General features: G+C 71.2%; 21 protein-coding genes. 11 read left to right on the top strand and 10 right to left on the bottom strand.

The window, feature by feature from the left end; all coding sequences use genetic code 11:
• Positions 1-123: 123 nt before the first annotated feature.
• Positions 124-1,191, bottom strand: a complete 1,068-nt coding sequence (locus QTI20_RS10600) for a lipocalin-like domain-containing protein (RefSeq protein ID WP_286548014.1) — start codon at positions 1,189-1,191, stop codon at positions 124-126.
• A gap of 174 nt (positions 1,192-1,365) precedes the next feature.
• On the opposite strand from QTI20_RS10600, the gene QTI20_RS10595 reads away from it, so the two are divergent.
• On the top strand, positions 1,366-3,861 hold the full coding sequence (locus QTI20_RS10595) for a penicillin acylase family protein (protein ID WP_286548016.1): 2,496 nt from the start codon (positions 1,366-1,368) through the stop codon (positions 3,859-3,861).
• A 298-nt stretch (positions 3,862-4,159) separates the two neighbouring features.
• Here QTI20_RS10595 and QTI20_RS10590 read toward each other — a convergent pair whose 3' ends face one another.
• Together QTI20_RS10590 and QTI20_RS10585 are read right to left on the bottom strand one after the other, a co-directional pair.
• Positions 4,160-6,706 carry an FtsX-like permease family protein gene (locus QTI20_RS10590; RefSeq protein WP_286548017.1) on the bottom strand — a complete coding sequence of 849 codons (2,547 nt, stop codon included), beginning with the start codon at positions 6,704-6,706 and terminating at the stop codon, positions 4,160-4,162.
• Positions 6,707-6,743: 37 nt separating this feature from the next.
• Positions 6,744-7,076: a carboxymuconolactone decarboxylase family protein gene (locus QTI20_RS10585; RefSeq protein WP_286548018.1), complete on the bottom strand. Its 333-nt coding sequence runs from the start codon at positions 7,074-7,076 to the stop codon at positions 6,744-6,746.
• Positions 7,077-7,227: 151 nt separating this feature from the next.
• Here QTI20_RS10585 and QTI20_RS10580 point away from each other — a divergent pair, with 151 nt between their 5' ends.
• From QTI20_RS10580 to QTI20_RS10550, 7 genes are read left to right on the top strand one after another with little or no spacing between them, the layout of a single operon-like run.
• Complete coding sequence (locus QTI20_RS10580; protein ID WP_286548019.1) at positions 7,228-8,109, top strand: MetQ/NlpA family ABC transporter substrate-binding protein; 882 nt, start codon at positions 7,228-7,230, stop codon at positions 8,107-8,109.
• Positions 8,110-8,168: 59 nt separating this feature from the next.
• Positions 8,169-9,506 (top strand): LLM class flavin-dependent oxidoreductase, encoded by a 1,338-nt coding sequence (locus QTI20_RS10575; protein ID WP_286548021.1) that lies wholly within the window; start codon positions 8,169-8,171, stop codon positions 9,504-9,506.
• Positions 9,503-10,645 carry a methionine ABC transporter ATP-binding protein gene (locus QTI20_RS10570; protein ID WP_286548024.1) on the top strand — a complete coding sequence of 381 codons (1,143 nt, stop codon included), beginning with the start codon at positions 9,503-9,505 and terminating at the stop codon, positions 10,643-10,645. The genes QTI20_RS10575 and QTI20_RS10570 overlap by 4 nt, the downstream gene beginning before the upstream one ends.
• Positions 10,635-11,288: a methionine ABC transporter permease gene (locus QTI20_RS10565; RefSeq protein ID WP_286548026.1), complete on the top strand. Its 654-nt coding sequence runs from the start codon at positions 10,635-10,637 to the stop codon at positions 11,286-11,288. Before QTI20_RS10570 ends, QTI20_RS10565 begins: the two co-directional genes overlap by 11 nt.
• Positions 11,285-12,544 (top strand): SfnB family sulfur acquisition oxidoreductase, encoded by a 1,260-nt coding sequence (locus QTI20_RS10560; RefSeq protein ID WP_286548027.1) that lies wholly within the window; start codon positions 11,285-11,287, stop codon positions 12,542-12,544. The genes QTI20_RS10565 and QTI20_RS10560 overlap by 4 nt, the downstream gene beginning before the upstream one ends.
• Positions 12,545-12,554: 10 nt before the next feature.
• On the top strand, positions 12,555-13,733 hold the full coding sequence (locus tag QTI20_RS10555; protein ID WP_286548028.1) for an acyl-CoA dehydrogenase family protein: 1,179 nt from the start codon (positions 12,555-12,557) through the stop codon (positions 13,731-13,733).
• 19 nt (positions 13,734-13,752) lie between these two features.
• A complete protein-coding gene (locus QTI20_RS10550; RefSeq protein ID WP_286548029.1) occupies positions 13,753-14,718 on the top strand; it encodes a threo-3-hydroxy-L-aspartate ammonia-lyase in 966 nt (321 codons plus the stop codon).
• Between the two features lies 1 nt (position 14,719).
• Here the strand turns inward: QTI20_RS10550 and QTI20_RS10545 are convergent, their stop codons facing one another.
• The 6 genes from QTI20_RS10545 to mutL all read right to left on the bottom strand — a co-directional run bounded on the left by QTI20_RS10545 (position 14,720) and on the right by mutL (position 21,158).
• On the bottom strand, positions 14,720-15,424 hold the full coding sequence (locus QTI20_RS10545) for a CPBP family glutamic-type intramembrane protease (RefSeq protein WP_286548031.1): 705 nt from the start codon (positions 15,422-15,424) through the stop codon (positions 14,720-14,722).
• Entirely contained in the window at positions 15,417-16,067 is a 651-nt protein-coding gene (locus tag QTI20_RS10540) for an ABC transporter ATP-binding protein (protein ID WP_286548033.1), read from the bottom strand. Before QTI20_RS10540 ends, QTI20_RS10545 begins: the two co-directional genes overlap by 8 nt.
• Positions 16,064-17,026 carry a tRNA (adenosine(37)-N6)-dimethylallyltransferase MiaA gene (gene miaA / locus QTI20_RS10535; protein ID WP_503011345.1) on the bottom strand — a complete coding sequence of 321 codons (963 nt, stop codon included), beginning with the start codon at positions 17,024-17,026 and terminating at the stop codon, positions 16,064-16,066. The genes QTI20_RS10540 and miaA overlap by 4 nt, the downstream gene beginning before the upstream one ends.
• Positions 17,004-18,233, bottom strand: coding sequence for a Bcr/CflA family efflux MFS transporter (locus QTI20_RS10530; protein WP_286548035.1), 1,230 nt, complete (start codon positions 18,231-18,233; stop codon positions 17,004-17,006). Before QTI20_RS10530 ends, miaA begins: the two co-directional genes overlap by 23 nt.
• Before the next feature lie 52 nt (positions 18,234-18,285).
• Positions 18,286-19,173 (bottom strand): alpha/beta hydrolase, encoded by an 888-nt coding sequence (locus tag QTI20_RS10525; protein WP_286548036.1) that lies wholly within the window; start codon positions 19,171-19,173, stop codon positions 18,286-18,288.
• A 107-nt stretch (positions 19,174-19,280) separates the two neighbouring features.
• The gene (gene mutL, locus QTI20_RS10520; RefSeq protein ID WP_286548037.1) at positions 19,281-21,158 is read right to left on the bottom strand and encodes a DNA mismatch repair endonuclease MutL; all 1,878 of its coding nucleotides are present in this window, start codon (positions 21,156-21,158) and stop codon (positions 19,281-19,283) included.
• Positions 21,159-21,316: 158 nt separating this feature from the next.
• Between mutL and QTI20_RS10515 the strand changes: the two genes are divergently transcribed.
• The 3 genes from QTI20_RS10515 to QTI20_RS10505 all read left to right on the top strand — a co-directional run bounded on the left by QTI20_RS10515 (position 21,317) and on the right by QTI20_RS10505 (position 25,434).
• Positions 21,317-23,104, top strand: coding sequence for an IlvD/Edd family dehydratase (locus QTI20_RS10515; protein ID WP_286548038.1), 1,788 nt, complete (start codon positions 21,317-21,319; stop codon positions 23,102-23,104).
• Positions 23,105-23,215: 111 nt separating this feature from the next.
• Positions 23,216-24,031, top strand: coding sequence for a fumarylacetoacetate hydrolase family protein (locus QTI20_RS10510; protein WP_286548039.1), 816 nt, complete (start codon positions 23,216-23,218; stop codon positions 24,029-24,031).
• Between the two features lie 38 nt (positions 24,032-24,069).
• Complete coding sequence (locus QTI20_RS10505; protein WP_286548041.1) at positions 24,070-25,434, top strand: MFS transporter; 1,365 nt, start codon at positions 24,070-24,072, stop codon at positions 25,432-25,434.
• Here the strand turns inward: QTI20_RS10505 and QTI20_RS10500 are convergent.
• On the bottom strand, positions 25,431-26,369 hold the full coding sequence (locus tag QTI20_RS10500) for a LysR family transcriptional regulator (RefSeq protein WP_286548043.1): 939 nt from the start codon (positions 26,367-26,369) through the stop codon (positions 25,431-25,433). The two genes, QTI20_RS10505 and QTI20_RS10500, sit on opposite strands and share 4 nt — an antisense overlap.
• Positions 26,370-26,376 lie beyond the last annotated feature (7 nt).

Below are 26,376 nucleotides of genomic sequence, written 5' to 3'. Positions count from 1 at the left end.
GAAGAAAGCCAGAAGGAACGCAAAAGACGCGGAAGAAAAGACCCGAAGAGGGTCTTTTCTTTTTTGCGCCTTCTGCGAAATCTTTGCTGCCTCTGCGTCCGGTGGTCCGTTTCCGTGCCGGCGCTACAGCTTCAACGGCGCCGCATACCCCGTCATCTCCAGATACCCGCGCCCGACCCGCCGCCCCTGCGCATCGAGCAGGTCGCTCAGGCCCTCCCAGTACACGCCGCCGGTCGAGCCGCGGCTGTCCAGCTCCTGGTCGTCGAGCAGCGCGCGCACTTCGAAATTGCCGGACGGCGTCTGCACCCGCCACTGCGTGGGGTACGTCGCCTGCGTGCGCGGGCTGGTCCAGGTCTTGACGGTGTCGAAGTGCACTTCGCCGTCGCCGAAGATGCGCGCCGTGCCGTCGCGCGGCCGGAACGAACCGCCGCCCCACAGCGCGCTGCCGTCGGCGCGCCGCAGGTGGAAGGCCGTGAGTGCGCTGCCGTCGTCGAGGTTCATGCCGATCCAGTCCCAGCCCACGGCCTCGGGGTGCATCAGCGCCTCGCTCCATTCGTGGTCCAGCCAGGCCTTGCCCGCGATCTCGAAGGGCTGTCCCTTGAGCGTCAGCTTGCCCTGCGCCGCGAGCTGCGGCTCGCTGTAGTAGTAGCTGGCCTGCGCCTCTTCGGGCCCCTTGCGCGAGAGGCCGGCCCGGCCTTGCAGCAGCACCGGCTGGGTGGGCGCGAAGCGCAGGTCGAGCGCGAACTCGCCGGCCGGGATGCGTGCGCGATAGACGCCGTTCTCGCGCACCAGCGACCAGTCGCGGATGCGCACGTCGGTGTCGGCCTCGCTGGCCGATGCCACGCCGAAGCCCGCGCGGGCGATGCGCTGGTCGTGCAGCAACACGCGGCCCTCGAGGTCGGTCACGGCCGCGTGCGCGAACACCAGCTGCTTGGCCGCGAAGGCCGAGCGCATGGCCTGCGTGGCATCGATGCGTGAGCGGAAGAAGGTGACCTGGAAGCCGAATTCGCGGCCCACGGCGTTTTTCGCATGGCCGGTGATGTACCACCATTCGGTGTGCAACTCGGGGTGGCTGCCGAAGTCGCGTGGGAATTGCAGCGTGCGCTCGGGCAGGGCCCAGGCCGCCAGCGGGCCGGCCGCGAGCGCCGCGAACAACAGGCTTCGCCGCGACAGCAAGGGTGGCGAAAACATCAGGCGGCCATCAGCGTGTTGACGCGCCGCCGGGCCAGCGGCGGCGAGGGGAGGAGGAAGAGGGGGACTGCATATCGGTGCCAGTCTACAAGTCATGGTTTGTGCGGAACGCGGCGGGCCGCCGAATCGGGATACTGTGGCCTGCCGTCTACCCGGCAGGAGACAAAGTCAAACATGAAAAAAATCGAGCTGAGCGCCGTGGCGCTCGCGGCCCTGGCGTTGGCCGGCTGTGCCAGCAACCCTTCCGGCGTCGACACGCCGAACCGGCCTTCCTCATCCTTCGCCATCCCCGGCCTCGAGAAGCCCGCCGAGGTGCTGGTCGACCGCTGGGGCGTGCCGCATCTCTATGCGGGCACGCTCTACGACGCCTTCGTGGCGCAGGGTTTCATCGCCGCACGCGACCGGCTCTGGCAGATGGACCTGTGGCGCAAGCGCGGCCTGGGCGAGATGGCCAAGGACTTCGGGCCCGACTGGGTCGAGAGCGACCGCGCCGCGCGCGCCGTGCTCTACCGCGGCGACATGTACCGCGAGTGGCTCGCCTACGGCTCCGATGCCAAGCGCGTGGCCGAGGCCTTCACCGCGGGCGTCAACGCCTACGTGGCGCAGGTGCAGGCGCAGCCCGCGCTGCTGCCGGCCGAGTTCGCGCTGCTCGGCTACCAGCCGGCCACCTGGTCGGCCGAAGACGTGGTGCGCATCCGCCACCACGGGCTCACGCTCAACTTCACCTCCGAGATCGAACGCGCGCGTGCGTTCTGCGCCGGCCCGGCCGGTGCCAAGGCCGACTGGCTGCGGCGCGAGCTCGACCCGCCGGTGACGCCGCAGGTGCCGCCGGGGCTCGATCCCTGCGACATCCCGGCCGCCGAACTGCGCGCCGCTTACCTGCGCGCCACCGAAGGGCCGGTCTTCACCAAGGCCAACACGCGGCTGGGCATGAACGCGGGCGCGGCGGTCGTGCCGGTGGCGCTGCTGCCGGGCAGCGCGGAAGCCGAAAGGCAGCGCGAGGACGCGCAGCAGGCCTCGCAGGGCGACCCGACCGGTGCCTACGGCAGCAACAACTGGGTGATCGCGCCGAAGCTCACGGCCACCGGCCGGCCCATCCTGGCCAACGACCCCCACCGCGCCCATGGCGCGCCCAGCCTGCGCTACATGACGCACCTGAGCGCGCCGGGCATGGACGCCATCGGCGCGGGCGAGCCCTTCCTGCCGGGCCTGTCGATCGGCCACAACGGCACCATCGCCTTCGGCCTCACGCGCTTCTACATGGACCAGGAAGACCTGTACGTGTACCAGCTCAACCCGGCCAATCCCAACGAATACCGCTACCAGGACCGCTGGGAGCCGATGACGCGCGTGACCGAACGCATCGCGGTCAAGGGCGAGCGCACGCCGCGCGAGGTGGTCAACAGCTTCACGCGCCACGGCCCGGTGCTGCTGGCCGAGCCCGGGAAGCAGCGCGCATTCGCGTTGCGCGCCGCCTGGCTGGAGCCCGGCATGGCGCCGTACTTCGGATCGATGGACTACATGCGCGCGCGCAACTGGGACCAGTTCCGCGCCGCCATGAACCGCTGGGGCGCACCGGGCGAGAACCAGGTCTATGCCGACACCAGCGGCAACGTCGGCTGGATTCCCGGCGGGCTCACGCCGATCCGCCCCAACTGGGACGGGCTGATGCCGGTGCCGGGCGACGGGCGCTACGAATGGTCGGGCTTCCGCAACGGCGACGAACTGCCGTCGGAGTTCAACCCCGCGCGCGGCTACGTGGTGACGGCCAACGAGAACAACATTCCGCCCGACCATCCGGCCGCGAAGAAGGGCGTGGGCTACGAATGGAGCGATGCGGCCCGCGCGCGCCGCCTGAAGGAACTGTTCGCGGCCAAGGCGGCGGCAGGCACGCGCTTCACCCTCGAGGATTCGGAGCGCATGCAGAACGACATCGTCGCCACACCCGCGCAGCGGCTGCTCAAGCTGCTGGCCGGCCTGCGCAGCGACGACCCGCAGACGGCTTCGGCCCTGCGTCTGCTGCAGGGCTGGAACGGCGCGATGGACCGCGACAGCGGCGCCGCCGCGCTGTACGAGGTCTGGAGCAGCAAGCCCCTGCGCGCGGCCGTGCTCAAGGCCGGCGCGGGCGATGCCGCCGCGGCGCTGGCCACGCCCGGCGACAACACGCGCATGGTGCTGCTGCTCGAGAACCCCGCCGGCTGGGTCACGAACGCGCAGCGCGATGCGCTGCTGCTGACGACCTTGCCGCTCGCGATGCAGGAACTCACGGCCAAGCTGGGCCCCGACACGGCGGCCTGGAAGTGGGGCGCCCTGCACCGCGCCGAGTTCCGCCATCCGCTCGGCGGCGTGGTCGACGCGGCCGCGCGCAAGAAGCTCGATGTGGGCGACTGGCCGATGTCCGGCTCGGCCTTCACGCCGATGGCCGCCACCTACCGCGCCAGCGACTACAAGCTGACCGCGGGCGCGTCCTTCCGCATGGTGCTCGACGTGGGCAATTGGGACGCTTCGCGCGTGATCAACGCGCCGGGGCAGTCGGGGAATCCGGACAGTCCGAACTACCGCGATCTCGCGCCGCTGTGGCTCGAAGGCAAATACGTGCCGCTGGTCTACTCGCGTGCGGCGGTGGAGAAGGAGACGGTCGAGCGGATCCAGTTGATGCCGGGGCGTTGAGGGGTCGAGGGCTTGTCTGGGGCAGGAGCCGGGACTCGCCCCGGCAGGCGACCCACTTTTCTTTGCTTCGCCAAAGAAAAGTGGGCAAAAGAAAGGCGACCCCACTGTCCGCGTCCCTCCGCTTCGCTGCGGGCAACCTGCGGTGCTCGCGTTTCGCGGGGTCTCGCCCGAACTCGCTTCGCTCAAACAAGGGCGAGCCCTGATCCGCGAAACGCTGCGCTCCTCGGCGCGGCCAGAGGGGGTGGGGAACCCGTCGGGCCATCGCTTCGCTCGGCCGCCATGGCGCTGCGGGCCCTTCCTACCAGTCTTCCTTCACGGCCAACACCGCATCCTTGCCCGCCGCAGCCCGCCCCGCCAGCCATGCCGTCAGCGTGCCGGCCGCCACCACCGCCGCGCACAGCGCCAGCAGCCGCAGCCAGGGCACGAGCAGGTCCATGCTCCAGTGGAAGCTCTGCGGGTTGACCACCTTCACCAGCACCACCGACACCGCGAGCCCCAGGCCCAGGCCGGCGACCGCGCCGATCGCGGTCCAGGCCGCGCCTTCGCCGGCCACCACGGCCAGCACCTGGCGCCGGGTGAAGCCCAGGTGCGCCATCAGGCCGAACTCCTTGCGGCGTGCCAGCACCTGCGCGCTGAAGCTGGCCGCAATGCCGAACAGGCCGATGGCGATGGCCACGGCCTGCAGCCAGTAGGTGACGGCGAAGCTGCGGTCGAAGATGCGCAGCGAGGTGGCGCGGATCTGGCCCACCGAGGCCAGCTCCAGCGCATCCGACAGCCCGGGCTCGGCCGACGCCAGCGCGCGAACCGCGGACTGCACCTCGGTGTCGACCGCATCGGGTGCGAGCCACAGCGCGACGTCGCTGGCGCCGGCGTCGCCGGTCAGGCGCTCGAAGTCGCGCGCGTCCATCGTGATGGCGCCGAACTGGCGCACATAGTCGCGCCACACGCCGGCCACGAAGAAGCGCTGGCCGGCCGCGGGCGCGCCGAGCGCCTGCGCCAGCGGCGCGAACACCGTGCCCGGCTTCGCGCCGTAGAGGTCGACCATGGCCTCGCTCACATAGATGCCGATCTGCCCCGCGGGCACGGGCAGCACCTCGCCCACCAGCGGCAGCGTGCGCGCGGCGCCCTCGTCGAGGCTGCGCGCGATCAGGGTCACGGCCGGCCGCGCGGGTTCGAGCAGCAGCGGGCGCAGCCGCTGGGTGCCGGTGCGCGCCACGCCGGGCAAGCGCGCCAGCTTCTGCACGAAGACCGGCGTGAAGACCGCATCGTCGGCCGCGCTGGCGCCGGCCACGCGCAGGTAGAGCTCGGCCGGCAGCACCACGTCGAGCCAGCGGGTGACCGAATCGCGGAAGCTCGCGACCATCACGGTCAGCGCCACCGCCAGGCTCAGGCTCGCGACCACGCCGCTGACCGCCACCGCGGCGGTGCCGCGCATGCGGCGCGCGCGCTCGATGGCCAGCATCGGCAGCACGCGCTGTGCGAACAGCGGCGCGATGCGGTCGTAGAGCAGCGCGATCAGCCAGGGCAGGGCGGTGATGCCACCCACCAGCAGCAGCCCCACCGAGAAGTACGCGGCCACCGGGATGTCAAACAGCGGCGGCATCTGGGCGAGCGCGACGCCGGCCAGCAGCAGCACGAAGGGCAGGATGCGCGCGCCCTGCCGCGCGGGCGCCGCGCCCAGGCCCTTGAGCGTCTGCGCCTCGGGCAGCGCCTGCGCCGCGCGCGCGGGCCACCAGCCGCCGACCAGCGCCGCGGCCACGCCCAGCCCGCCATAGAGCAGCGCGGCACCCGAGCGCCAGTGCAGGGTGGGCGCCACGCCCGCGAAGTAGCCGCCGCCCAGGTCGCCGCCCAGCACGCGCAGCGCGAACACCGCCAGGCCCGCGCCCAGCGCGATGCCCGCCAGGCTGCCGACCACGCCCAGGATCAGCGACTCGGCCAGCACCAGCGCCAGCCGGCCGCGCGGCGTCAGGCCCAGCACGCCCAGCAGCGCGAACTGCTGCGCGCGCTTGGCCACGCTGAGCGCCAGCACCGAGAACACCAGGAAGGCGCCGGTGAACAGCGCGACCAGCGCGAGCACCGTGAGGTTGACGCGGTAGGCGCGCGAGAGGTTGCTCACGCGCTCGGCCGCATCGCCGGGTTCGGCGATGCGCACGTTCGAGGGCCAGCCGGGCGCGCCCTCCAGCGAGCGGACGAAGGCCGCGCGGTCGATGCCGCCCTGCAGCCGCAGGTCGATGCGCGTGAGCTGGCCGAGCCGGCCGAAGCGTTCCTGCGCGGCCGCGATGTCCATCACCGCGAGCGCGCTGCCGCCCGCGGCCACGGTGCCGGCGATCTGCAGGGGATGGCGCTGGGTGCCGACCTGTGTCTCGAGCTGTGTCGCGGCCGGGCCCAGCGCGTTGCGCGCCGCGGCGTTGAGGAAGACCTGGTCGGGTGCGAAGAGCGCGAAGCGCGCCGCGCCTTCGGCCGGCACCGGCATCAGCGCGGGCGCGAGCGTGGGCAGCGCGAGCGCGTCGACGCCCAAGATGCGCAGCGGCAGCCGGGCGCCGTCGGCGGCCAGCGTGCTCGCGGGGATCTCGACCACCGGGCTGGCCAATGCCACCTGCGGATGACGCGCGACCTGCGCGAACAGCGCTTCGTCGAAGCTGCCCTGCGCGGCGCGCAGCTCGAGGTCGGGCTGGCCGTTGACCGAGCGCACCGCGCTGGAGAACTCGTCGAGCGCCGAGGCGTTGATCAGGTGCACCGAGAAGGCCAGCGCCACCCCGAGCATCACCGCGACGACGGCGGCCGCGTTGCGCCACGGATGGTGGCGCAGCTCCTGCCAGGAGAAAGTGAGAAGCAGCGCACGCATGGCGCCATTGTCGCGCCAGGCCGCGGCGCCTTCGGCTTCAGCCGGATTGCTTCAGAGCCGCCAGGGTGGCGCCGAACTGGCCGATCGCGCCGCCCGCGCGCAGTTGCGCCGCGACCCACAGCGCCTCGGCGATCTCGCCCTCGGTGGCGCCGAGCCGGCGCGCGTTCTTCACATGCAGCGTGAGGCAGGACTCGCACTGCGTCACGTGCGTGACCGCGACCGCGATCAGCTCCTTGATCCTGGGTTCGAGGTGGCCGGGCGCGAACACCGCCTTGTCGAAGGCGGCGAAGGGTTCGGGCGCGAGCGCGTTCAGCGCCTGCATGCGCGCGCTCTGGGTCCAGTCGATGCGTTCCGGGGTGTCTTGGCTCATGCGGCGATTGCAGGGGCATCGCGCGCGCGTGACAAAGAAGGAATGCGCATAAGCAAGGGCTGAAAGCTTCGTTGTCCGCATGGCGACGAGGCCTTAAGTTCGCGGGTCCATTTCGCGGCCCGCCAGCGGCCGCCTGCCAGAAAAGTCGTCCATGAAGAAACCCATGCCCTCGTCCGTCTTCGCCTTCACCCGTCGCTTCGCCGGCGCCTTCCTCGCCGCCGCGGCGCTGTCCTCGCTGGGCGCGCCCGTCTTCGCGCAGGACAAGCCGCTCAAGGTGGCCACCGCCACCAGCCCGGCCACGCGCGGCCTCGAGATCGCGGCCCAGCAGGCCAAGGCCCAGGGCCTCAACGTCGAGATCATCGAGTTCAGCGACTGGCGCACGCCCAACTCGGCCGTGGCCAGCGGCGAGGTCGACGTGAACCACTTCCAGCACAAGCCCTTCCTCGAGCAGTCGAACAAGGCCGGCGGCTACAACCTGGTGCCCATCGCGGGCGGCTACACCACCACGGTCGGCCTCTACTCGAAGAAGCTCACCTCGCTGGACCAGATCAAGACCGGCGCCAAGATCGCGATCGCGCAGGACCCGATCAACACCGCGCGCTCGCTGCTGGTGCTGCAGGAGGCCGGCCTGCTCAAGCTCAAGAACGGCGGCAGCACCGCCTCGACCTTGGAAGACGTGAGCGAGAACCCGCGCAAGCTGCAGATCCTGCAGATCGACGGCCCGGCCATCGCGCGCGCCTTCGACGACCTCGACGCCGCCGTGACCTACGCGACCTTCGTCAAGATCGCCGGTCTCGACGTGCACAAGCCGATCTACCGCGAGAAGGACAACAGCAAGTACAGCTTCGTCTGGGCCGCCAAGCCCGAGCGCGCCAACGACCCGCGCATCCGCAAGTTCATCGCCATCTACCAGAACAGCGCCGAAGTGAAGGCCGCCGTGCGCACGGCCTTCGACGGTCTGGTCGAGTTCCCGTGGGAGACGGCGCAGGCCAACGCACAGAAGACCGCGCTGAACGCGACCCCCGCCAAGTGAGCGGGGTGGCAGGGGCGCGCGGCGCGGCGGCGCGGCCCATTCTGTTCAACGCCGTGCACATGAACTGCATCGGCGACATCGCCCACGGCCTGTGGACGCATCCGCGCGACGATTCGCGCGCCTACCGCACGTCGCGCTACTGGGCCGAGCTGGCCCGCACGCTGGAACGCGGCGGCTTCGACACGCTGTTCCTGGCCGACATCATCGGCGCCAACGACGTCTGGGAAGGCCGCCCCGATGCGGCATTGCGCGAAGGCGTGCAGCACCCGATCAACGACCCGCTGCTGCTGGTGCCGCTGATGGCGCACGTGACCGAGCACCTGGGCTTCGGCGTGACCGTGAACCAGTCCTACGAGGTGCCGCACCTGTTCGCGCGCCGCATGAGCACGCTCGACCACCTGAGCGAGGGGCGCGCCGCCTGGAACATCGTGACCGGCTTCCTCGACAGCGCGGCCCGTGCCGCCGGCCAGACGCAGCAGCTGGGCCACGACGCGCGCTACGACCGGGCCGACGACTTCATGGCACTGGCCTACAAGCTCTGGGAGGGCAGCTGGGAAGACGATGCGGTGGTGCACGACCGCGCCGCCCGCATCCACACCCGGCCCGACAAGGTGCACCGCATCCGCCACGAAGGCCCGTACTACCAGGCCGACACCATCTTCCTGAGCGAACCCTCGCCGCAGCGCACGCCGGTGCTGTTCCAGGCCGGCGCCTCCAAGCGCGGCATGGACTTCGCCGCGCGCCATGCCGAATGCATCTTCGTCTCGGGCACCAAGGCCCAGGCGCGCGAGACCATCGCCGACATCACGGCGCGCGCGGTGGCGCTGGGCCGGCGCCGCGCGGACCTGCGCTTCTTCGTCGGCACCATCGTGGTGGTGGGCGCGACCGAGGCCGAGGCGCGCGAGCGTTTCGCCGAGTACCGGCACCACGCGAGCCCCGAAGCCGGCCTGGCGCATTTCTCGGCCCAGACCGGCATCGACTTCTCGCGCTTCGACCTCGATGCGCCCATCACCAACCCCGACACGCAGGCGCTCAAGTCCTTCCTCGAATCGGTCACCACCCGCAGCGGCGGCCAGGTCTGGACCCCGCGCCGGCTGCTCGACCAGATGGTGCTGGGCAGCCGCCACACGCCCATCGTCGGCTCGGCCGAGCAGGTGGCCGACGAGCTGGAATCGTGGGTGCGCGAGGCCGATGTCGACGGCTTCAACCTGATCCGCACCGTGGTGCCCGAGTGCTTCACCGACATCGTCGACCTGCTGGTGCCGGAGCTGCGTGCGCGTGGCGTCTACAAGAAGGCCTATACGCCCGGCACCTTGCGCCACAAGCTCTTCGGCACCGACCGCCTGCCCGATCGGCACGCGGCCGCGTCCTTCCGTTTTTCTCCTGCTTCCGCATGACCGACCTGTCCGAGATCCGCCACGTGGCGCGTGGCGCACGTGAGGAGGCGCATGGCGCCAGCATCGTGTTCGAGCGCGTGGGCAAGCACTACGAGGGCAAGGCGGGGCGCACGCAGGCGCTGGCCGGGATCGACTTCCGCATCGAGACCGGCGAGGTCTTCGGCATCATCGGCCGCAGCGGCGCGGGCAAGTCGACACTGCTGCGCACCGTCAACCGGCTCGAGGCGCCCACCGAGGGCCGCGTGCTGGTGCACGGCACCGACGTGGGCACGCTCGACGAGGACGCGCTGGTCAAGCTGCGCCGCCGCACCGGCATGATCTTCCAGCACTTCAACCTGCTGTCGGCCAAGACGGTGTGGGACAACGTGGCGCTGCCGCTGCGCGTGGCCGGCGTGCCGCGCGAGGCGATCGAACGCAAGGTCGGCGCGCTGCTCGAACTGGTGGGCCTGGCGGCCAAGAGGGACGCCTACCCCGCACAGCTCTCGGGCGGCCAGAAGCAGCGCGTGGGCATCGCGCGCGCGCTGGTGCACGACCCGGAAGTGCTGCTGTGCGACGAGGCCACCTCGGCGCTCGACCCCGAGACCACGCAATCGATCCTGGCGCTGCTGCGCGACATCAACCGGCGGCTCGGCCTCACGGTGGTGCTGATCACGCACGAGATGGCGGTGATCCGCGAGATCTGCGACCGCGTCGCGGTGCTGGAGAAGGGCCGGCTGGTCGAGCTGGGCGAGGTCTGGCGCGTGTTCGGCGACCCGCGCAGCGACGCCACGCGCGCGCTGCTGCAGCCCTTGCTGCACGAGCTGCCGCCCGAGTTGCGCCAGGGGCTGCGGCCAGTGCAGGCCGACGCGGCGCTGGCGCCCGGCGCGACCGTGCTGCTGGACCTGCGGCTCAACGGCCAGCACGGGCGCGAGTTCGAACTCGGCGCGCTGGCGCTGGCTCTCGGCGGCCCGCTGCAGCTGCTGCACGGCGGCATCGACCGCATCGCAGGCCGGCCGCTGGGCCGCGTGGTGCTGTCGGCGCGCAGTTCGCTGCGCTCGGTCGATGCGCTGCGCCATGCGCTGGCCGGCCTGGTCGACCAGGTCACGGTGCTGGGTGTGCGCGAAGAAGAGGAAAAAGAAGGAGCCGCGCATGCTGCTTGACATGTTCATCAACGCGACCTTGCAGACCCTGCTGATGGTCGGCGTCTCGGCCGCCTTCGCCTTCGTGGCCGGCGTGCCGATCGCGGTGGTGCTGACCACCACCGCACCGGGCGGCATCTATGCGCGGCCCGGCGTCAACCGCGTGCTGGGCAGCGTGGTCAACGTGCTGCGCTCGGCCCCCTTCATCATCCTGCTGGTGGCGCTGATCCCGTTCACACGGTGGGTCGTCGGCACCTCGATCGGCCTGTGGGCCGCCGTGGTGCCGCTGTCGATCGCCTCGACGCCCTTCTTCGCGCGCATGGTCGAGGTGAGCCTGCGCGAGGTCGATCGCGGCCTGGTGGAAGCGGCGCAGGCCATGGGCTGCAAGCGCTGGCACATCGTGCGCCACGTGCTGCTGCCCGAGGCGCTGCCCGGGATCATCGCGGGCTTCACGCTGACGGTGGTCACGATGATCGGTTCCTCGGCCATGGCCGGCGCGGTGGGCGGCGGCGGGCTGGGCGACCTGGCGATCCGCTACGGCTACCAGCGCTTCGACACGGTGGTGATGCTGGAAGTGATCGCGCTGCTGATCGTGCTGGTCGGCGCGGTGCAATGGAGCGGCGACGCGCTGGCGCGCCGGGCCAATCGAAGGGAGAGGGCATGAGCCACGGCAGCCACGACAGCCACGACAACCACCACAGGCCGCGCCGTGCGCGCGCCTTCACGCGGCCCGATGCCCACGTCATCCGCGACGATGCCGAGGCGCTCGAGGCCGCGGCCGCCTTCGCCGCCGCGATCGCGCCAGGCGCCGCCGCGCGGGATCGCGACCGCCTGCTGCCTCATGCCGAGGTCGACGCCTTCTCGCAGAGCGGCCTCTGGGCGCTGACCGTGCCGCGCAGCCACGGCGGCGCCGACGTCAGCCATGTCACGCTGGTCGAGGTGTTCCGGCGCATCGCGCAGGCCGACCCCTCGATCGCCCAGATTCCGCAGAACCACTACAGCGTGGTCTGCGCGCTGCGGCTCGACGGCAGCCCCGCGCAGCAGGATTTCTTCTTCGCCGAGCTGCTGCGCGGCGCGCGGCTGGGCAATGCGGTGTCGGAGATCGGCACCCGCCATGTGCGCGAGACCCGCACCCGCCTGGTGGCCGACGTTGCGGCGGGCGAGGGCGCGTTCCGCCTCGATGGCCGCAAAGCCTTCTCGACCGGCGCGCTGTTCGCCGACTGGATTCCGGTGTCGGCGCGCGACGCGCAGGACAAGCCCTGGCTCGCGATCGTCGAGCGCGGCGCGCCGGGCCTGGCGGTGATCGACGACTGGTCGGGCTTCGGCCAGCGCACCACGGCGAGCGGCAGCGTGACGCTGGCCCAGGTGGCCGTGCAGGCCTGGCAGCTCGTGCCTTCGACGCGCTTCGCGCGGCCGACGCTGGCCGGCCCCTTCTCGCAGATCCTGCAGGCCGCCATCGACGGCGGCATCGCCCATGCGGCGCTGGAGGACATGCGCCATTTCGTGACCACACGTGCCCGGCCGTGGATCGACAGCGGTGTGGATCTTGCCAGCGCCGACCCGCTGACTTTGAGCGAGGTGGGGCGCCTGCGCGTGCAGCTGCGCGCCGCCGATGCGCTGCTCGAACGCGCCGCGCGCGCGCTCGACGACACGCCCGCGGTCTCGACGCCCGAGCAGGCCGGCGAAGCCTCGCTGGCCGTGGCCGAAGCCAAGATCCTCACCACCGAGGTCGCGCTGCAGGCCGCGAGCAAGCTGTTCGAGCTGGCCGGCGCGCAGAGCACGGTGGCCGAGCACGGCCTCGATCGCCACTGGCGCAACGCGCGCACCCACACGCTGCACGACCCGGTGCGCTGGAAATACCACGCGCTGGGCGACCATTTCCTCAACGGCAAGCTGCCGCCGCACCATCTCTGGTTCTAGCCCCTCATCCATGAACGCCCGCCTGCCCCATCCGCCCGTCGACGACCTGCAGCCGCTGCTCGATGCCCTGCGCGCCACCGCCGTGGCCCGCGACCGCGAGGGCGGCCATGCCGCCGCCGAGAAGGCCCTGATCCGGGCGCACGGCCTGTTGAACGACGCCGTGCCGCAGGCCTTCGGCGGCCGCGGCCTCGACTGGCGCAGCGTGTTCACGACGGTGCGGCGCATCGCGGCGGTCGACAGCGCCCTGGCCCATGTGCTGGCCTTCCATCACCTGCAGGTCGCGACCGTGGCCATCTACGGCACGCCGGACCAGCAGCAGCGCTGGCTCTCGGCCACGGTGCGCGAGCAGGGCTGGTGGGGCAATGCGATGAACCCCATCGATCGCCGGCTCGAGGCGCACCAGGGTGCCGATGGCGACCTGGTGCTCGAGGGCACCAAGAGCTTCTGTTCGGGCACCACGGGTTCCAGCTACATGACGCTCTCGGCCGTGCCGGCCGCGGGCGGGCCCATGCTGCTGGGCATCGTGCCGACGCAGCAGCCGGGCATCGCGGTGCTCGACGACTGGGACCCGATCGGCCAGCGCCAGACCGACAGCAACGCGGTGGTCTTCACGCAGGTGGCCTTGCCCGCGCGCGACGTGATCCGCGCGAGCGACGCCGTGCCCACGGCCTTCCACACGCTGCGCACCACCATCGGCCAGCTGGTGCTGGTCAACCTGTACCTGGGCATCGCCATCGGTGCACGACAGGAAGCGCGCCAATGGGCGCACACGAACGCGCGGCCCTGGGTCAGCTCGGGCGTCGCCCATGCCACCGACGACCCCTACACGCTCAACCGCTTCGGCGAACTGCAGGTTCAGGTTGCCGCGGGCGAGGCGCTGGCCGACCGCGCCGCGCAGGCGCTCGATGCGGCCTACGTGAAGGGCGAAGCCCTCGTGGCGGACGAGCGCGCCGCGGTCGCGATCGCGGTGGCCGAGGCCAAGGTGGTGGCGCACCGCGCGGGCCTGTACGCGAGCCAGGAACTGTTCGAGGTGGTGGGCGCACGCGGCACGCACGCTTCGCTGGGCTTCGACCGCTTCTGGCGCAACGCGCGCACCCACACGCTGCACGATCCGCTGGATTACAAGCTCAACATGCTGGGGCGCTGGGCGCTCAAGGACGAGGCGCCGGTGCCTTCCCTCTACACCTGAGCTTGGTAAGCTGTGCGGCATGACTGCACTGCCCACCTACGACGACGTGGTCGCCGCCGCCGCGCGGCTCGAAGGCCATGCCCACCGCACCCCCGTGCTGCGCTCCGCCACCGCCGATGCGCGCTGGGGCGCGCAGTTCTTCTTCAAATGCGAGAACTTCCAGCGCATGGGCGCATTCAAGTTCCGCGGCGCCTTCAATGCGCTGTCGCGCTTCGACGCGGCGCAGCGCAAGGCCGGCGCCATCGCCTTCTCCTCGGGCAACCACGCGCAGGCCGTGGCGCTGTCGGCCCGGCTGCTGGGCATGCCCGCGCTGATCCTGATGCCGCAGGACGCCCCGGCCGCCAAGCTGGCCGCCACCCGCGGCTACGGCGCCGAGGTGGTGCTCTACGACCGCTTCACGCAGGACCGCGAGGCGCTCACGCAGCAGCTGGCGACCGAGCGCGGCATGACGCTGATCCCGCCCTACGACCACCCCGACGTGCTCACCGGCCAGGGCACGGCCGTGAAGGAACTGATCGAGGAAACCGGCCCGCTCGATGCGCTCTATGTGTGCCTGGGCGGCGGCGGGCTGCTCAGCGGCTCGGCCCTGTCGGCGCGCGCGCTGTCGCCCGGCTGCAAGGTCTACGGCATCGAGCCCGAGGCCGGCAACGACGGCCAGCAGTCGCTGCGTGCCGGCCGCATCGTGCACATCGAGACGCCGCGCACCATCGCCGACGGCGCGCAGACCCAGCACCTGGGCCAGCACACCTTCGCCATCATCCGGCGCGACGTGGACGACATCCGCACCGTGAGCGACGCGCAGCTGGTCGACGCGATGCGCTTCTTCGCCGAGCGCATGAAGATGGTGGTCGAACCCACGGGCGGCCTGGCCTTCGCCGGCGCCTGCCAGGACGCGGCCACGCTGCCGGGCGCGAGGGTCGGCGTGATCGTGAGCGGGGGCAACGTGGACCTGGGGCGCTACGCGGCGCTGTTGGCGGGCGAGTGAGTCAGGGCGAAGCCACGGTTTCCATCAGGAAAACGCAAGCATTGAACAAGGCATGCGCAAGGATGGACCAGCGCAGGCCCATGCGAATGCAGATGTAGGCGAGTCCGTACCCGGTCACCAGTTGAGGCATCACCAGCACCACGGCACGAACGGGCGTGCCGGAGATCACTTGCCAATTGCTGAGATGGACCAGTGCGAACGACACCGTGGACAGGTGCACCCACAGGGCGCGATGGCGAAGCAGTACACGGTGGACCCAGGGCAGCAAGGCCCTGCGTCTTTGTGCGTTCAGAAGCGACAGAAGCGCGCCCACGGTGAACAACGCGAACAGACCGAGCATCGAAGGGCGCTGGGGACTGACGAGCGCGATGACCAGCAGCAATGACCACAGCAGCAGGACTGCCATGGTCGCGCTTCTCAATCCGCTTCTGAAGACGAGCTCTTCGGCCACCGGTGCAAGCACGACGCCGAGCAGCCATACGCGCCACGTGAGCGGGCCTGCGCCCGCGCCAAGGAAGACCATCTCGCGTGCGAGGCCCAGTCTTTCCGCGATGGTGCCGAGGACCATGGCGCTGCCCAGCATCAACGTCAGTACGACGGCCAGGCGAGTCCAGAGGAAGCGTGAAGAACGAAGCGTTTCGGTCGGCAGGCCACGGTGAAGGAGCATCCTCACTTCACCGAGGACCTCGTTCACCGTGTCACGCACGCACGATCCCTTGCGATGTCAGGTGCAGCACCCGGTCCGCCCGCGCCGCCGCCGCCTCGGAGTGCGTGACCAGCACCAACGAGGCGCCGTGCTCGCGCGTCTGGGCCAGCAGCACGTCCATCACCTTGGCCGCCGTGGTCGGGTCGAGGTTGCCGGTGGGCTCGTCGGCCAGCAGCAGGGCGGGGCGGTGCACCAGCGCGCGCGCGATGGCCACGCGCTGCAGCTGGCCGCCGCTCAGTTGCTGCGGCAGCCGCGCCCCGAGCCCGGCCAGGCCGACCACTTCCAGCATGCGCGCCACGCGCGCCTCGTCGCGCCGGCCCAGCAGCATCAGCGGCAGGCCCACGTTCTGCGCCACGTCGAGGTGCGGCAGCACATGGAAGGCCTGGAACACGAAGCCCACCTGGCTGCGGCGCCAGATCGCGCAGGCTTCGGCATCGAGCGCGCCGATGTCGGTGCCGTCGTGCACGATGCGCCCCGCGTCCCAGGTGTCGAGGCCGGCCATGCAGTTGAGCAGGGTCGACTTGCCCACGCCCGATTCGCCCACGATGGCGACGAACTCGCCCGCCGCCACCGTGAGCGAGACCTCGGCGAACACGGTCGCGTCGCCATAGCGCTTGGCCAGGCCTTCGATGTGCAGTGTCATGCGATGCCCATGATGCGGTCGACCACCTGTGCGACGGCGTCGGGTGCCTCGGCCGCGACCACCTGGCGCTGCGGCATGCTGCGCAGCCAGGTCATCTGGCGCTTGGCCAGCTGGCGCGTGGCGGCGATGCCGCGTTCGCGCAGTTCGGTCATCGGGTGGTCGCCGTCGAGCGCCTCCCAGGCCTGCCGGTAGCCCACGCAGCGCATCGAGGGCAGGTCGGCCACCAGGTCGCCGCGCGCGCGCAGCGCCTGCACCTCGGCCAGGAAGCCGCCGGCCAGCATCGCGTCGAAGCGTTCGGCGATGCGGCCATGCAGCCAGCTGCGCTCGGTGGCTTCGAGCGAGACGAACACCGCGGCCTGCGGCCCGCGGACCTTGTCGGCCGCCGCATGGAAGTGCGACAGCGGCCGGCCGCTGCTGTGCCAGACCTCGAGCGCGCGCTGCAGGCGCTGGCTGTCGTTGGGCGCCAGCCGCGCGGCCGTGACCGGGTCGACCGCGGCCAGGCGCGCATGCATCGCGGGCCAGCCGTGGGTCGCGGCTTCGGCTTCGAGCATCGCGCGCACCGCGGGGTCGGCCGAGGGCATGGCGTCGATGCCGTCGGCCAGCGCCTTGAAGTACAGCATGGTGCCGCCCACCAGCAGCGGCAGGCGACCGCGGGCGTTGATCTCGCCGATCAGCCGGGTGGCATCGGCTACGAAGGCGGCGGCGCTGTAGGCCTCGCGCGGGTCGCGGATGTCGATCAGGTGGTGCGGCGCTTCGGCCAACTCGGCCGCGCTGGGCTTGGCGGTGCCGATGTCCATGCCGCGGTAGACCAGCGCCGAGTCGACGCTGACGATCTCCACCGGCCGTCGCCGCGCCACCGCGAGCGCGGCCGCGGTCTTGCCGGCGGCGGTGGGGCCGGCCAGGGCGGCGAAGCGCGTGCCCGATGGCGCCTGGGTGTCATTCGCCACGGGCTTCTCCATACTTTTGAACCAGGGTCCAGCCGATCAGCGCGATGCACACGCTCCAGAACCACATGCCATAGGCCAGCGGCCGCACCGTGCCGTCGAGGTGGGTGCCCAGCCAGCCGCCGATGCCGAAGGCCGCGAGCATCATCACGAAGCCGTTGAGCGCCGACGCGGCACCGGCGGCCTGCGGGAAGGGCCCGACCGCGCCGCTCTGGCCGCAGGGCTGGTGCACGCCGTGGCCCAGCATCACCAGCGTGAGCGGGCCCACGATCGCGGCCACCGACTGCACGCCGGCCAGCGCCAGCCCGCCCATCAGCGTGCCGCCGCCGAGCGTGAGCACCGCCCCGCGCGCGATGCTGCCGCGCACGCCGTGGCGCGGCAGCCAGTGGCGGCAGACGAAGGTGCCGGCGATGTAGGCCAGCGAGTTCCAGAGCATCACCAGGCCGTACTGCGTCTTCGTCAGGCCCAGCACCTGGATGAACACGAAGGAGGAGGCCGCGAGGAAGGTGAACAGCACCGCATAGGAGGCGGTGGTGAGCGCGCAGAAGGCCAGGAAGGTGGGGTGGCGCAGCACCGTGGCCCAGGTGCGCAGCAGGGTGCGCGGCGCCAGCGCATCGGGGTTGCGCCGCGCCAGCGACTCCTCGAAACGCAGCGCGACCAGCGCCAGCGTGCCGGCACCGAACAGCGCCGGCGCCAGCAGGGCCACGCGCCAGTTGGCCAGGTCCGACAGCAGCCCGCCCAGCGGCGCGCAGAGGCAGGCGATCACGCCCAGGCCGGTGAGCGCACGCGACATCACGCGCGCGCCCTCGGCCGGCAGGTACAGGTCGCGCACGATGGCGCGGGCCGCCATCACCGCCGCGCCCATGGCGGCGCCCTGCACGGTGCGCCAGCCGATCAGCCATTCCATCGACGGCGCCATCGCACCGCCCACCGCCGCCACGACATAGGCGGCCAGGCCGCAGAGCAGCACCGGCCGGCGGCCGTAGCGGTCGGACAGCGGGCCCAGCAGCAGCTGCGAGAGCCCGAAGGCCAGCAGCAGCGCCGTGAGCGTGAGCTGGGCATGGGCCATGGGCGCGCCGAAGCCCGAGGTCAGGGCCGGCAGGGCGGGCAGGTAGAGGTCGGTGGTGACGGGCTGGATGCCCAGCAGCAGGGCCAGCGTCAGGACGATCAGCGCGGGCGACGCGACCGGCGCGGCCGCCGGTGCAAGGGAGGAAGGCGGCATGCGCCCGAGGGTAACAAAAGCCGGCGCCGGATTTCGCGGGCGCGCGGGACGCTCAGAGGCCGTGCGTGCGGAGCTCGGCCACCTCGGTGCCCGGCGGCTTCATGCGGAACAGCTGCGACAGGGCGGCCCGGTACTGGGCCGCGCCCACCGAATTGGTGTTGTGGTGCGAGCCGCCCTCGACCAGCACGAACATCTTGGGCACCCGGGCCGCTTCGTAGAGCTTGCGGCCCAGGGTCGGGTTGATCAGGCTGTCGGCCGTGCCGTGCACCACCAGCAGCGGCGCGCCGATGTCCTTGACCTTGCGGATGGCCTCGAAGCGCTGGGTGATGAAGGGGCCGAAGGGCAGCCAGCCCCACTTGAAGCTGCTGGCCACGTCGGCGATCGAGGTGAAGGTGCTCTCGACGATGGTGCCGCTCTCGTCGTTCACATGCGCGGCCAGATCGATGCCGATCGCGCCGCCCAGCGAATGGCCGAAGATGTAACGACGCTGTTGCGGATGGCGCGCGGCCAGCCAGGTCCAGGCGGCGCGGGCGTCCTCGCGGGCGGTTTCCTCGGAGGGCAGGCCGGCCGAGCTCTTGCCGAAGCCGCGGTAGTCGATGGCCAGCACCGAGAAGCCCAGTTCGTGCATCCGGCGCATGCGCGGGGCCGAACCGGCCACGTTGTAGCGTGCGCCGTGCAGGTACAGCAGCACGGGGGTGTCGACCGATTCCGGGGCGCCGCCCAGCCAGAGGCCGTGCAGCCGCGCGGGCTCGCCGGTCACGGAGGAGCTGAAATCGATCCAGACGTCGTCCATGCCCTGGGTCATGGCTTCCGAATTGCCCCAGCTGCGGTCGCTGGGCTGGAAGATCCATTCACGCTGGCGCTCGTCGAGCGTCGAGCAGCCACCGGCCAGCAGGGCGATCAGGGCGGTGGCCGTGGCGAACAGGGACCAATGTTTCATGCGTGGGTGACAGACAGGTCAGGTAGGCGGAAAGTTCCGACCAGAAGACCATGCAACGTGCGTGCCCGCCGCTTCGCTGACCCTCGGAAACCCTTGTATTGGTTCTGTTACCTGCCGCGCAGGAACAGTCCGTCGAGCTCGCGCACGCTCAACTGGCGCCAGGTGGGCCGGCCGTGGTTGCACTGGTCGGAGCGCTCGGTGGCCTCCATCTGGCGCAGCAGGCCGTTCATTTCGTCCAGCGTGAGCTTGCGGTTGGCCCGCACCGCCCCGTGGCAGGCCATGGTCGACAGCAGCTCGTTCTGGGCCCGCTGCACCACCGTGCTGGCGTCGTGCTGGGCCAGCTCGGCCAGCACGCTGCGGGCCAGCTCGACCGGGTCGCCGTCGGCCAGCGTGCCGGGCACCGCGCGCACCGCCAAGGTGCGCGGCGAGAAGGGTTCGACCTCCAGGCCCAGCGTGGCCAGCACCTCGGCGCAGGCCTCGGCGGTCGCCACCTCCTGCGGCGTGGCGGCGAAGGTGGCGGGAATCAGCAGCGGCTGGCTGCTGATGGCCGCGCCGTCGAGCTGGGTCTTGAGCCGCTCGTAGACGATGCGCTCGTGCGCCGCGTGCATGTCGACGATCACCAGCCCCTGGCTGTTCTCGGCCAGGATGTAGATGCCCTGCAGCTGCGCCAGCGCGCGGCCCAGCGGCCAGACGGGCTCGCTGTCGGCCGCAGCCGGGCGGGGCACGGCGGCCGGCGCCGGCGCGGTCGGCCGCGGTGCCGACCAGGGCGGCGGCGCGTCGAGGGCCGCGTCGGCGGTGGTGGGCGGCACGGTCGCGGGGGCCGAGGGCCACATCGCCGCCAGGTCGCCCGTGCCGCGTTCGGCCGCGAAATGCATGCGCGGCTGGGTCCAGGCGGGCAGGCTGGGGGCCGGGGCGGCCGAGCTCGGCGAGAACAGCGGCACGGCGGTCGGTGCCTCGGCGTCGCCCGCGCGCGGTGCGGCCAGCGCGTTCTCGACCGCATGGCGCACCGCCTGGTGCACCTCGCGGCCGTCGCGGAAGCGCACCTCGATCTTGGTCGGGTGCACGTTGACGTCGACCCGGGCCGGGTCGATGGTCAGGTACAGCGCATAGACCGGCTGGCGCTGGCCGTGCAGCACGTCTTCGTAGGCGCTGCGCACCGCGTGGTTGAGCACCTTGTCGCGCACGAAGCGGCCGTTGACGTAGAAGAACTGCTGGTCGCCGCGCGAGCGCGCCGCATCGGGGATGCCGGCCCGGCCTTCGACGCGCACCGCGCCGCGCTCGTGGTCGACCGCCACGCTGCGCGCCACGAAATCCTCGCTCAGCGCATCCGACAGCCGCGGGTCGCGCGTGCCGGTGGCGCGCCACTGCTCGACCAGCTTGCCCTCGTGCCAGACCGAGAAGCCGACGTCGGGCCGCGCCAGCGCGTGGCGGCGCACCGCCTCCACGCAATGCGCGAGCTCGGTGGCGTCGGTCTTGAGGAACTTGCGGCGCGCGGGCGTGGCGTAGAACAGCTCCCGCACCTCGACCGTGGTGCCCTCGGCACGCGCGACCTGGCGCAGCTCGCCGGTGCGGCCGTCGAGCGCATAGGCCGCGTCGGCGCCGCGGGCGCGCGAGTGCAGCGTGAGCTCGGCGATCGAATTGACGGCCGCCAGCGCCTCGCCCCGGAAGCCCATGGTGCCCACGGTCTCGAGGTCGTCGAGGCTGGCGATCTTGCTGGTGGCATGGCGGCGCAGGGCCACGCTGAGCTCCTCGCGCGGAATGCCGCCGCCGTCGTCCTCGACCGAGATCAGGCGCACGCCGCCGGCCGACAGCCGCAGCGTGACCTGCGTGGCGCCCGCATCGAGCGCGTTGTCGACCAGTTCGCGCACCACCGAGGCCGGCCGTTCGACCACCTCGCCGGCCGCGATCTGGCTGATCAGTTCGTCGGGCAGCTCGCGGATCGGGCGGCGTTCGGGCAGGGGGCTGGAAGAGGGAAGGGCGCTCACCGGGGCATTCTAGAAGCGCGGGCAAGCCAGCGGACCCGGCGGGGCATCGGCTGTATTTGGAGCGCTTATACGGCCTCGCAACCGATCTCATTGGCGCTCGACGAATCGCCCACCTAAGCTCCGGCCGCACAACGACAACGCACAGGAGACAGACGCCCATGACCCCCCGCCCCCTCCGCTCCGCCTCGTGGTTCAACAACCCCGAACACAGCGAGCTCTCGGTGCTCCACCTGGCCTGGTACCTCAACTACGGCCTCACGCGGGAAGAGCTGCAGTCCGGCAAGCCCATCATCGGCATCGCGCAGAGCGGCTCCGACCTCACGCCCTGCAACCGGCACCACCGCGAGCTGGCGCTGCGCGTGCGCGAAGGCATCCGCGAGATGGGCGGCATCGCGATGGAGTTCCCCATGCACCCGATCCAGGAGAACGGCCGCCGCCCCACGGCCGCGCTCGACCGCAACCTGGCCTACCTGGGCCTGGTCGAGACACTGACCGGCTACCCGATCGACGGCGTGGTGCTGACCACCGGCTGCGACAAGACCACGCCGGCCGCGCTGATGGCGGCCGCCACCGCCAACATCCCCGCGATCATTCTCTCGGGCGGCCCGATGCTCAACGGCTGGCACGATGGGGAGCGCACCGGCACCGGCACCACGCTGTTCAAGGCGCGCGAGTTGTTCGCCAAGGGCAGCATCGACTTCCCCGGCTACATCGACCTGGTCGGTTCCACCGTGCCCTCGATCGGCCATTGCAACGTGATGGGCACGGCCTCGACCATGAACGCGCTGGCCGAAGCGCTGGGCATGAGCCTGCCGGGCTGCGCGGCCATTCCGGCACCCTACCGCGAACGCGGCCAGATGGCCTACGAGACCGGGCGCCGCATCGTGGAGATGGTGCGCGAGGACCTCAAGCCCTCGGACATCCTGACGCGCGCGGCCTTCGAGAACGCGATCGTCGTCAACTCGGCCATCGGCGGCTCGACCAATGCGCCCATCCACCTGATCGCCGTGGCCAAGCACGCGGGCGTCGAGCTCGTCCTTCAAGACTGGGAAAGCGTGGGGCTCGAGGTGCCGCTGCTGCTCGACATGCAGCCGGCCGGCAAGTACCTGGGCGAGGAGTTCTTCCGCGCCGGTGGCGTGCCGGCCGTGGTGGCGGAACTGCATCGCCACGGGCTGATCCGCGACGACGCGCTCACGGTCAACGGCAAGACGCTGGCCGCCAACTGCGCCGAGGCACGGATCAAGGACGCCGACGTGATCCGGCCCTTCGAGGCGCCGCTGCGGGAGAACGCCGGCTTCCTCGTGATGTCGGGCAACCTGTTCGACAGCGCGATCATGAAGACCAGCGTGATCTCGGACGAGTTCAGGGCGCGCTACCTCAGTGCCCCCGGCGACCTCGACGCCTTCGTCGGCCGCGCCATCGTCTTCGACGGCCCGGAAGACTACGAACGCCGCATCGAGGACCCGGCGCTGGACATCGATGCCTCGTGCATCCTGTTCATGCGCGGCGTCGGCCCCATCGGCCATCCGGGTTCGTCGGAAGTGGTGAACATGCGCGCGCCCGCGCACCTGCTCAAGCGCGGCGTCTCGGCGCTGCCCTGCATCGGCGACGGCAGGCAGTCGGGCACTTCGGGTTCGCCCTCGATCCTGAACGCCTCGCCCGAAGCCGCGGCGGGCGCGGGCCTCGCCCTGCTGCAAACCGGCGACCGGGTGCGCGTGGACCTGAAGCTGCGCACGGTCAACATGCTGGTGAGCGACGAGGACCTGCAGGAACGCGCGCGCGAGCTGGAGGCCAGAGGTGGCTACCCGATCCCGGCGAGCCAGACGCCGTGGCAGGAGATCCAGCGCGCCATGGTGGACACGCTGTCCGAAGGCATGGTGCTCAAGCCCGCGACCAAGTACCAGCGCGTGGCGCAGACGGCGGGGATCCCGCGCCGCAATCACTAGGCAAACCTCCGCGTGTGCAGGGCACGCAGACGCCGACGGCCGTTCGGCCCCGGCGTGCCCTCGCGCGCACCCCGTAATTTCTTCAATCCAACCGGAGTCAACATGAAATGGATGAGCGTTCCCACGCAGGACGGCCTGCGCGTGGGCTATGTGAAAGAGGGCGATGCGCTGCAGTTCGTCGATGCACGGTGCATGCAGGACATCGTGGCGGGCGCGGCCTGGCGCGACGTGGGTGAAGCAGTCCCGCTGGCCAGTGTCAAACCGGGGTTGCCCTTCGCGCCGAGGAACATCCTCTGCGTCGGCGCGAACTACCGCGACCACTGCATCGAGACCGGCCTCGCGATCCCCGAGAAGCCGGTGATCTTCGCCAAGTTCACCAACACGCTCGCCGCCGACGGCGATGCGCTGACCTGGCCCGAGGGCTTCACCGCGCAGGTCGACTGGGAGGCCGAGCTCGGTGTCGTGATCGGCCGCCGTGCCCGCGGCGTCAGCGAGGCCGATGCGCTGTCGCATGTCTTCGGCTATGTCGCGGCCAACGACGTGAGTGCGCGCGACGTGCAGCTGGGCGAGGCGCAATGGGTGCGCGGCAAGTCGCTCGACGGCTTCTGCCCGCTGGCGCCGGCGCTGGTCACGCGCGACGAGATCGCCGACGTGCAGGCGCTCGGCATCCGCTGCCTGGTCAACGGCGAAGCGGTGCAGTCCTCGAACACGCGCGAGATGATTTTTCCGGTGGCTCATCTGGTCGCCTACCTGTCGCGCGCCATCACGCTCGAGCCCGGCGACCTGATCCTCACCGGCACGCCGGCCGGCGTCGGGCTGGGCCTCAAGCCGCCGCGCTTCCTCAAGCGGGGCGACGTGGTGTCGGTCGAGATCGACGGCCTGGGCTCGGTGACGAACCCGGTCGAAGGCGCGGTCGCACGCGGCTGAGCCCGGGCCCGATCAAGAGAACAACAGGAGACAAGAGAATGAGCCCCTACAGCACCCTGGTCACCGCGGCCGTCGGCAAGGCGCGATGGCGCCTGCTGCCGATGCTGATCGTGATGTACATCATGTCGATCCTCGACCGCGTCAACGTCGGCTTCGCCAAGAGCGCATTGCAGATCGACACCGGCATCAGCGACAGCGCCTTCGCGCTGGGCGCCGGCATCTTCTTCGTGAGCTATGCGCTCTTCGAAGTGCCGAGCAACGTGATCCTCTCGCGCGTCGGCCCACGCATCTGGCTCAGCCGGATCATGGTGAGCTGGGGCCTCGTGGCCTCGGCCATGATGTTCGCGACCACCGAGATGTCCTTCTACGCCCTGCGCTTCCTGCTGGGCATCGCCGAGGCCGGCTTCTATCCGGGCGTGCTGCTCACGCTGACCTACTGGTTCCCGGCCAAGGTGCGGGCGCAGGCCAACGGCATCCTGCTGTTCGGCTTCGCGGGGGCGCTGGTCATCGGCGGGCCGGTCTCGGGCGCGCTGCTCGACATGCACGGCATCGGCGGCCTCAAGGGCTGGGAGTGGATGTTCCTGATCGAGGGCGTGATGGCGGTGGTGGTCGGCCTCGTCGCCTTCTTCGTGATCGTCGACCGGCCGCATCACGCGAAGTGGCTCACGCCGGCCGAGCAGGACGCGCTGCAGGCGATGCTCGACGAGGAGGCGGCGAAGAAGTCGGTCCACAGCCCGCAGACGGTGCGGCAGACCCTGCGCAACCCGAAGGTGATGTTCTTCGCGCTCAACTTCTTCATCGTGCAGATCGCGGCCTATGGCCTGATCTTCTATCTCCCGACCCAGGTGGCGCAGATCATGGGGCAGAAGATCGGGCTGACGGTGGGCCTGGTCACCAGCATTCCCTGGCTGCTGGCGCTGTTCGTGGTCTTCTTCGTCACGCGCTGGTCGGACCGGCACCACGAGCGGCGCCGCGTCACCGTGGCCTCCCTCTACACGGTCTTCGGTGTCTGCGTGTGCCTGTCGGCGCACGGCTCGCCGATCTTCGCGATCGCGGCGCTGTCGATCGGTGCCTCGACCTACCTCTCGGGCACGCCGATCTTCTACGCCTTCCTGTCGGAGCGCCTGTCGGGGCTGGGCATCGCCACCGGCATCGCGCTGGTGAATTCGATCGGCAACCTGGGCGGCTTCGTGGCGCCCAGCCTGCGCACCTATGTCGAGCAGCACCACGGCGGTTCCGCCGCCGGGCTCTACGCGCTGGGCAGCGCGGCGCTGCTGGCGGCCCTGATGCTGGCGCTGATGCCCAGGGGCTGGCGCACGGTGGTGGTGGCGGCGACGCGTGCCGTGCCGCGCGAGCGCATGGCGGTGCGCGAGGGCACCGGCGGCATTCTGCCCAAGGCCTAGCGCGCGAGCCGCCAGGCGCGCGACAGGGCCTGCATCGCGCAGTCGACTTCCGGGCGCCTGAGCGATGCGGCCAGGCAGACGAAGCGCAGGTCGCTGTCGATGCCGACCCGGTCGGCGATCACCACGCCGTCGTGCTGGCTGGCGCGCAAGGCCACCGCATCGCGCGCCAGCGAGATGCCCACGCCCGCGCGCACCAGCGCGAGCATCGACGACTCCTGGTCGGCCTGCGCGGCCTTCTTCAGCACCAGGCCGTGCGCCTGCAGCACCGGCGCCAGCAGGCGCGAGTGCGAGGAGCTGGCCGGGGCCAGCACCCAGGGCAGGCGGCCCAGGTCGGGCCAGTCGCGGCCCATGACCTGCGGCGCCCAGCCCGGCGGGGCGATCACCTGGTAGGAGAAGGGGCTCAGCACCTGCGAGTGGAAGGTCTTGCCTTCGTCGCGGCGCAAGGCCGAGCTGGCCTGCGGCAGGTCGCTCGCGTTCGGGTCGCCCAGGTAGAAGCCGATGTCCAGCTCCTTGTTCAGCAGCCTGGCCAGCACCTCGCCGCTGGTGCCGTGGTGCAGTTCGGTCTCGAGCTCGGGCGCCAGCGCCACCAGTTCCGCGAGCAGCACGCTGAGGCGCGTGAACTCGGGGTCGAGGATGGTGCCGATGCGCAGCGATCCGCGCACGCCGCCCTTCATGCGTTCCGCCGCCAGCACGAAGTCGCTGAGCCCTTCGAGCGCATGCTCGGCGTGCTGGAGCAGCGCCGCGCCGTCGCGCGTCAGCAGCAGGCCGGTGGGCGTGCGCTGGAACAGTTCCAGCCCGACCAGCGCGCCCAGTTCCTTCAGCTGCAGGCTCACCGCCGGCTGCGTGAGAAACAGGCGCTGCGCCCCGCGCGACACCGAGCCCTCGCGCGCGACCGCCACGAAGGCCTGCAGCAGCCGCGGGTCGATCTTCTTCATCCGCCGG

It is taken from the genome of Variovorax sp. J2P1-31, assembly GCF_030317215.1.
Taxonomy (GTDB): Bacteria; Pseudomonadota; Gammaproteobacteria; order Burkholderiales; family Burkholderiaceae_C; genus Variovorax.
The sequence above is the reverse complement of the archived record's forward strand: the minus strand, read 5'-3'. Positions and strand labels throughout refer to the sequence as shown.

Bases quoted from the DNA above. Each gene is read 5' to 3' on its own strand.
- QTI20_RS10510 (WP_286548039.1), top strand. From the start codon at position 23,216: ATGAGCGTTCCCACGCAGGACGGCCTGCGCGTGGGCTATGTGAAAGAG.
- miaA (WP_503011345.1), bottom strand. From the start codon at position 17,026: ATGGAGAAGCCCGTGGCGAATGACACCCAGGCGCCATCGGGCACGCGC.
- QTI20_RS10525 (WP_286548036.1), bottom strand. From the start codon at position 19,173: ATGAAACATTGGTCCCTGTTCGCCACGGCCACCGCCCTGATCGCCCTG.
- QTI20_RS10595 (WP_286548016.1), top strand. From the start codon at position 1,366: ATGAAAAAAATCGAGCTGAGCGCCGTGGCGCTCGCGGCCCTGGCGTTG.
- QTI20_RS10575 (WP_286548021.1), top strand. From the start codon at position 8,169: ATGAACTGCATCGGCGACATCGCCCACGGCCTGTGGACGCATCCGCGC.
- QTI20_RS10570 (WP_286548024.1), top strand. From the start codon at position 9,503: ATGACCGACCTGTCCGAGATCCGCCACGTGGCGCGTGGCGCACGTGAG.
- QTI20_RS10515 (WP_286548038.1), top strand. From the start codon at position 21,317: ATGACCCCCCGCCCCCTCCGCTCCGCCTCGTGGTTCAACAACCCCGAA.
- QTI20_RS10530 (WP_286548035.1), bottom strand. From the start codon at position 18,233: ATGCCGCCTTCCTCCCTTGCACCGGCGGCCGCGCCGGTCGCGTCGCCC.
- QTI20_RS10600 (WP_286548014.1), bottom strand. From the start codon at position 1,191: ATGTTTTCGCCACCCTTGCTGTCGCGGCGAAGCCTGTTGTTCGCGGCG.
- QTI20_RS10555 (WP_286548028.1), top strand. From the start codon at position 12,555: ATGAACGCCCGCCTGCCCCATCCGCCCGTCGACGACCTGCAGCCGCTG.
- QTI20_RS10590 (WP_286548017.1), bottom strand. From the start codon at position 6,706: ATGCGTGCGCTGCTTCTCACTTTCTCCTGGCAGGAGCTGCGCCACCAT.
- QTI20_RS10505 (WP_286548041.1), top strand. From the start codon at position 24,070: ATGAGCCCCTACAGCACCCTGGTCACCGCGGCCGTCGGCAAGGCGCGA.
- QTI20_RS10560 (WP_286548027.1), top strand. From the start codon at position 11,285: ATGAGCCACGGCAGCCACGACAGCCACGACAACCACCACAGGCCGCGC.
- QTI20_RS10540 (WP_286548033.1), bottom strand. From the start codon at position 16,067: ATGACACTGCACATCGAAGGCCTGGCCAAGCGCTATGGCGACGCGACC.
- QTI20_RS10550 (WP_286548029.1), top strand. From the start codon at position 13,753: ATGACTGCACTGCCCACCTACGACGACGTGGTCGCCGCCGCCGCGCGG.
- QTI20_RS10565 (WP_286548026.1), top strand. From the start codon at position 10,635: ATGCTGCTTGACATGTTCATCAACGCGACCTTGCAGACCCTGCTGATG.
- QTI20_RS10500 (WP_286548043.1), bottom strand. From the start codon at position 26,369: ATGAAGAAGATCGACCCGCGGCTGCTGCAGGCCTTCGTGGCGGTCGCG.
- QTI20_RS10585 (WP_286548018.1), bottom strand. From the start codon at position 7,076: ATGAGCCAAGACACCCCGGAACGCATCGACTGGACCCAGAGCGCGCGC.
- QTI20_RS10580 (WP_286548019.1), top strand. From the start codon at position 7,228: ATGAAGAAACCCATGCCCTCGTCCGTCTTCGCCTTCACCCGTCGCTTC.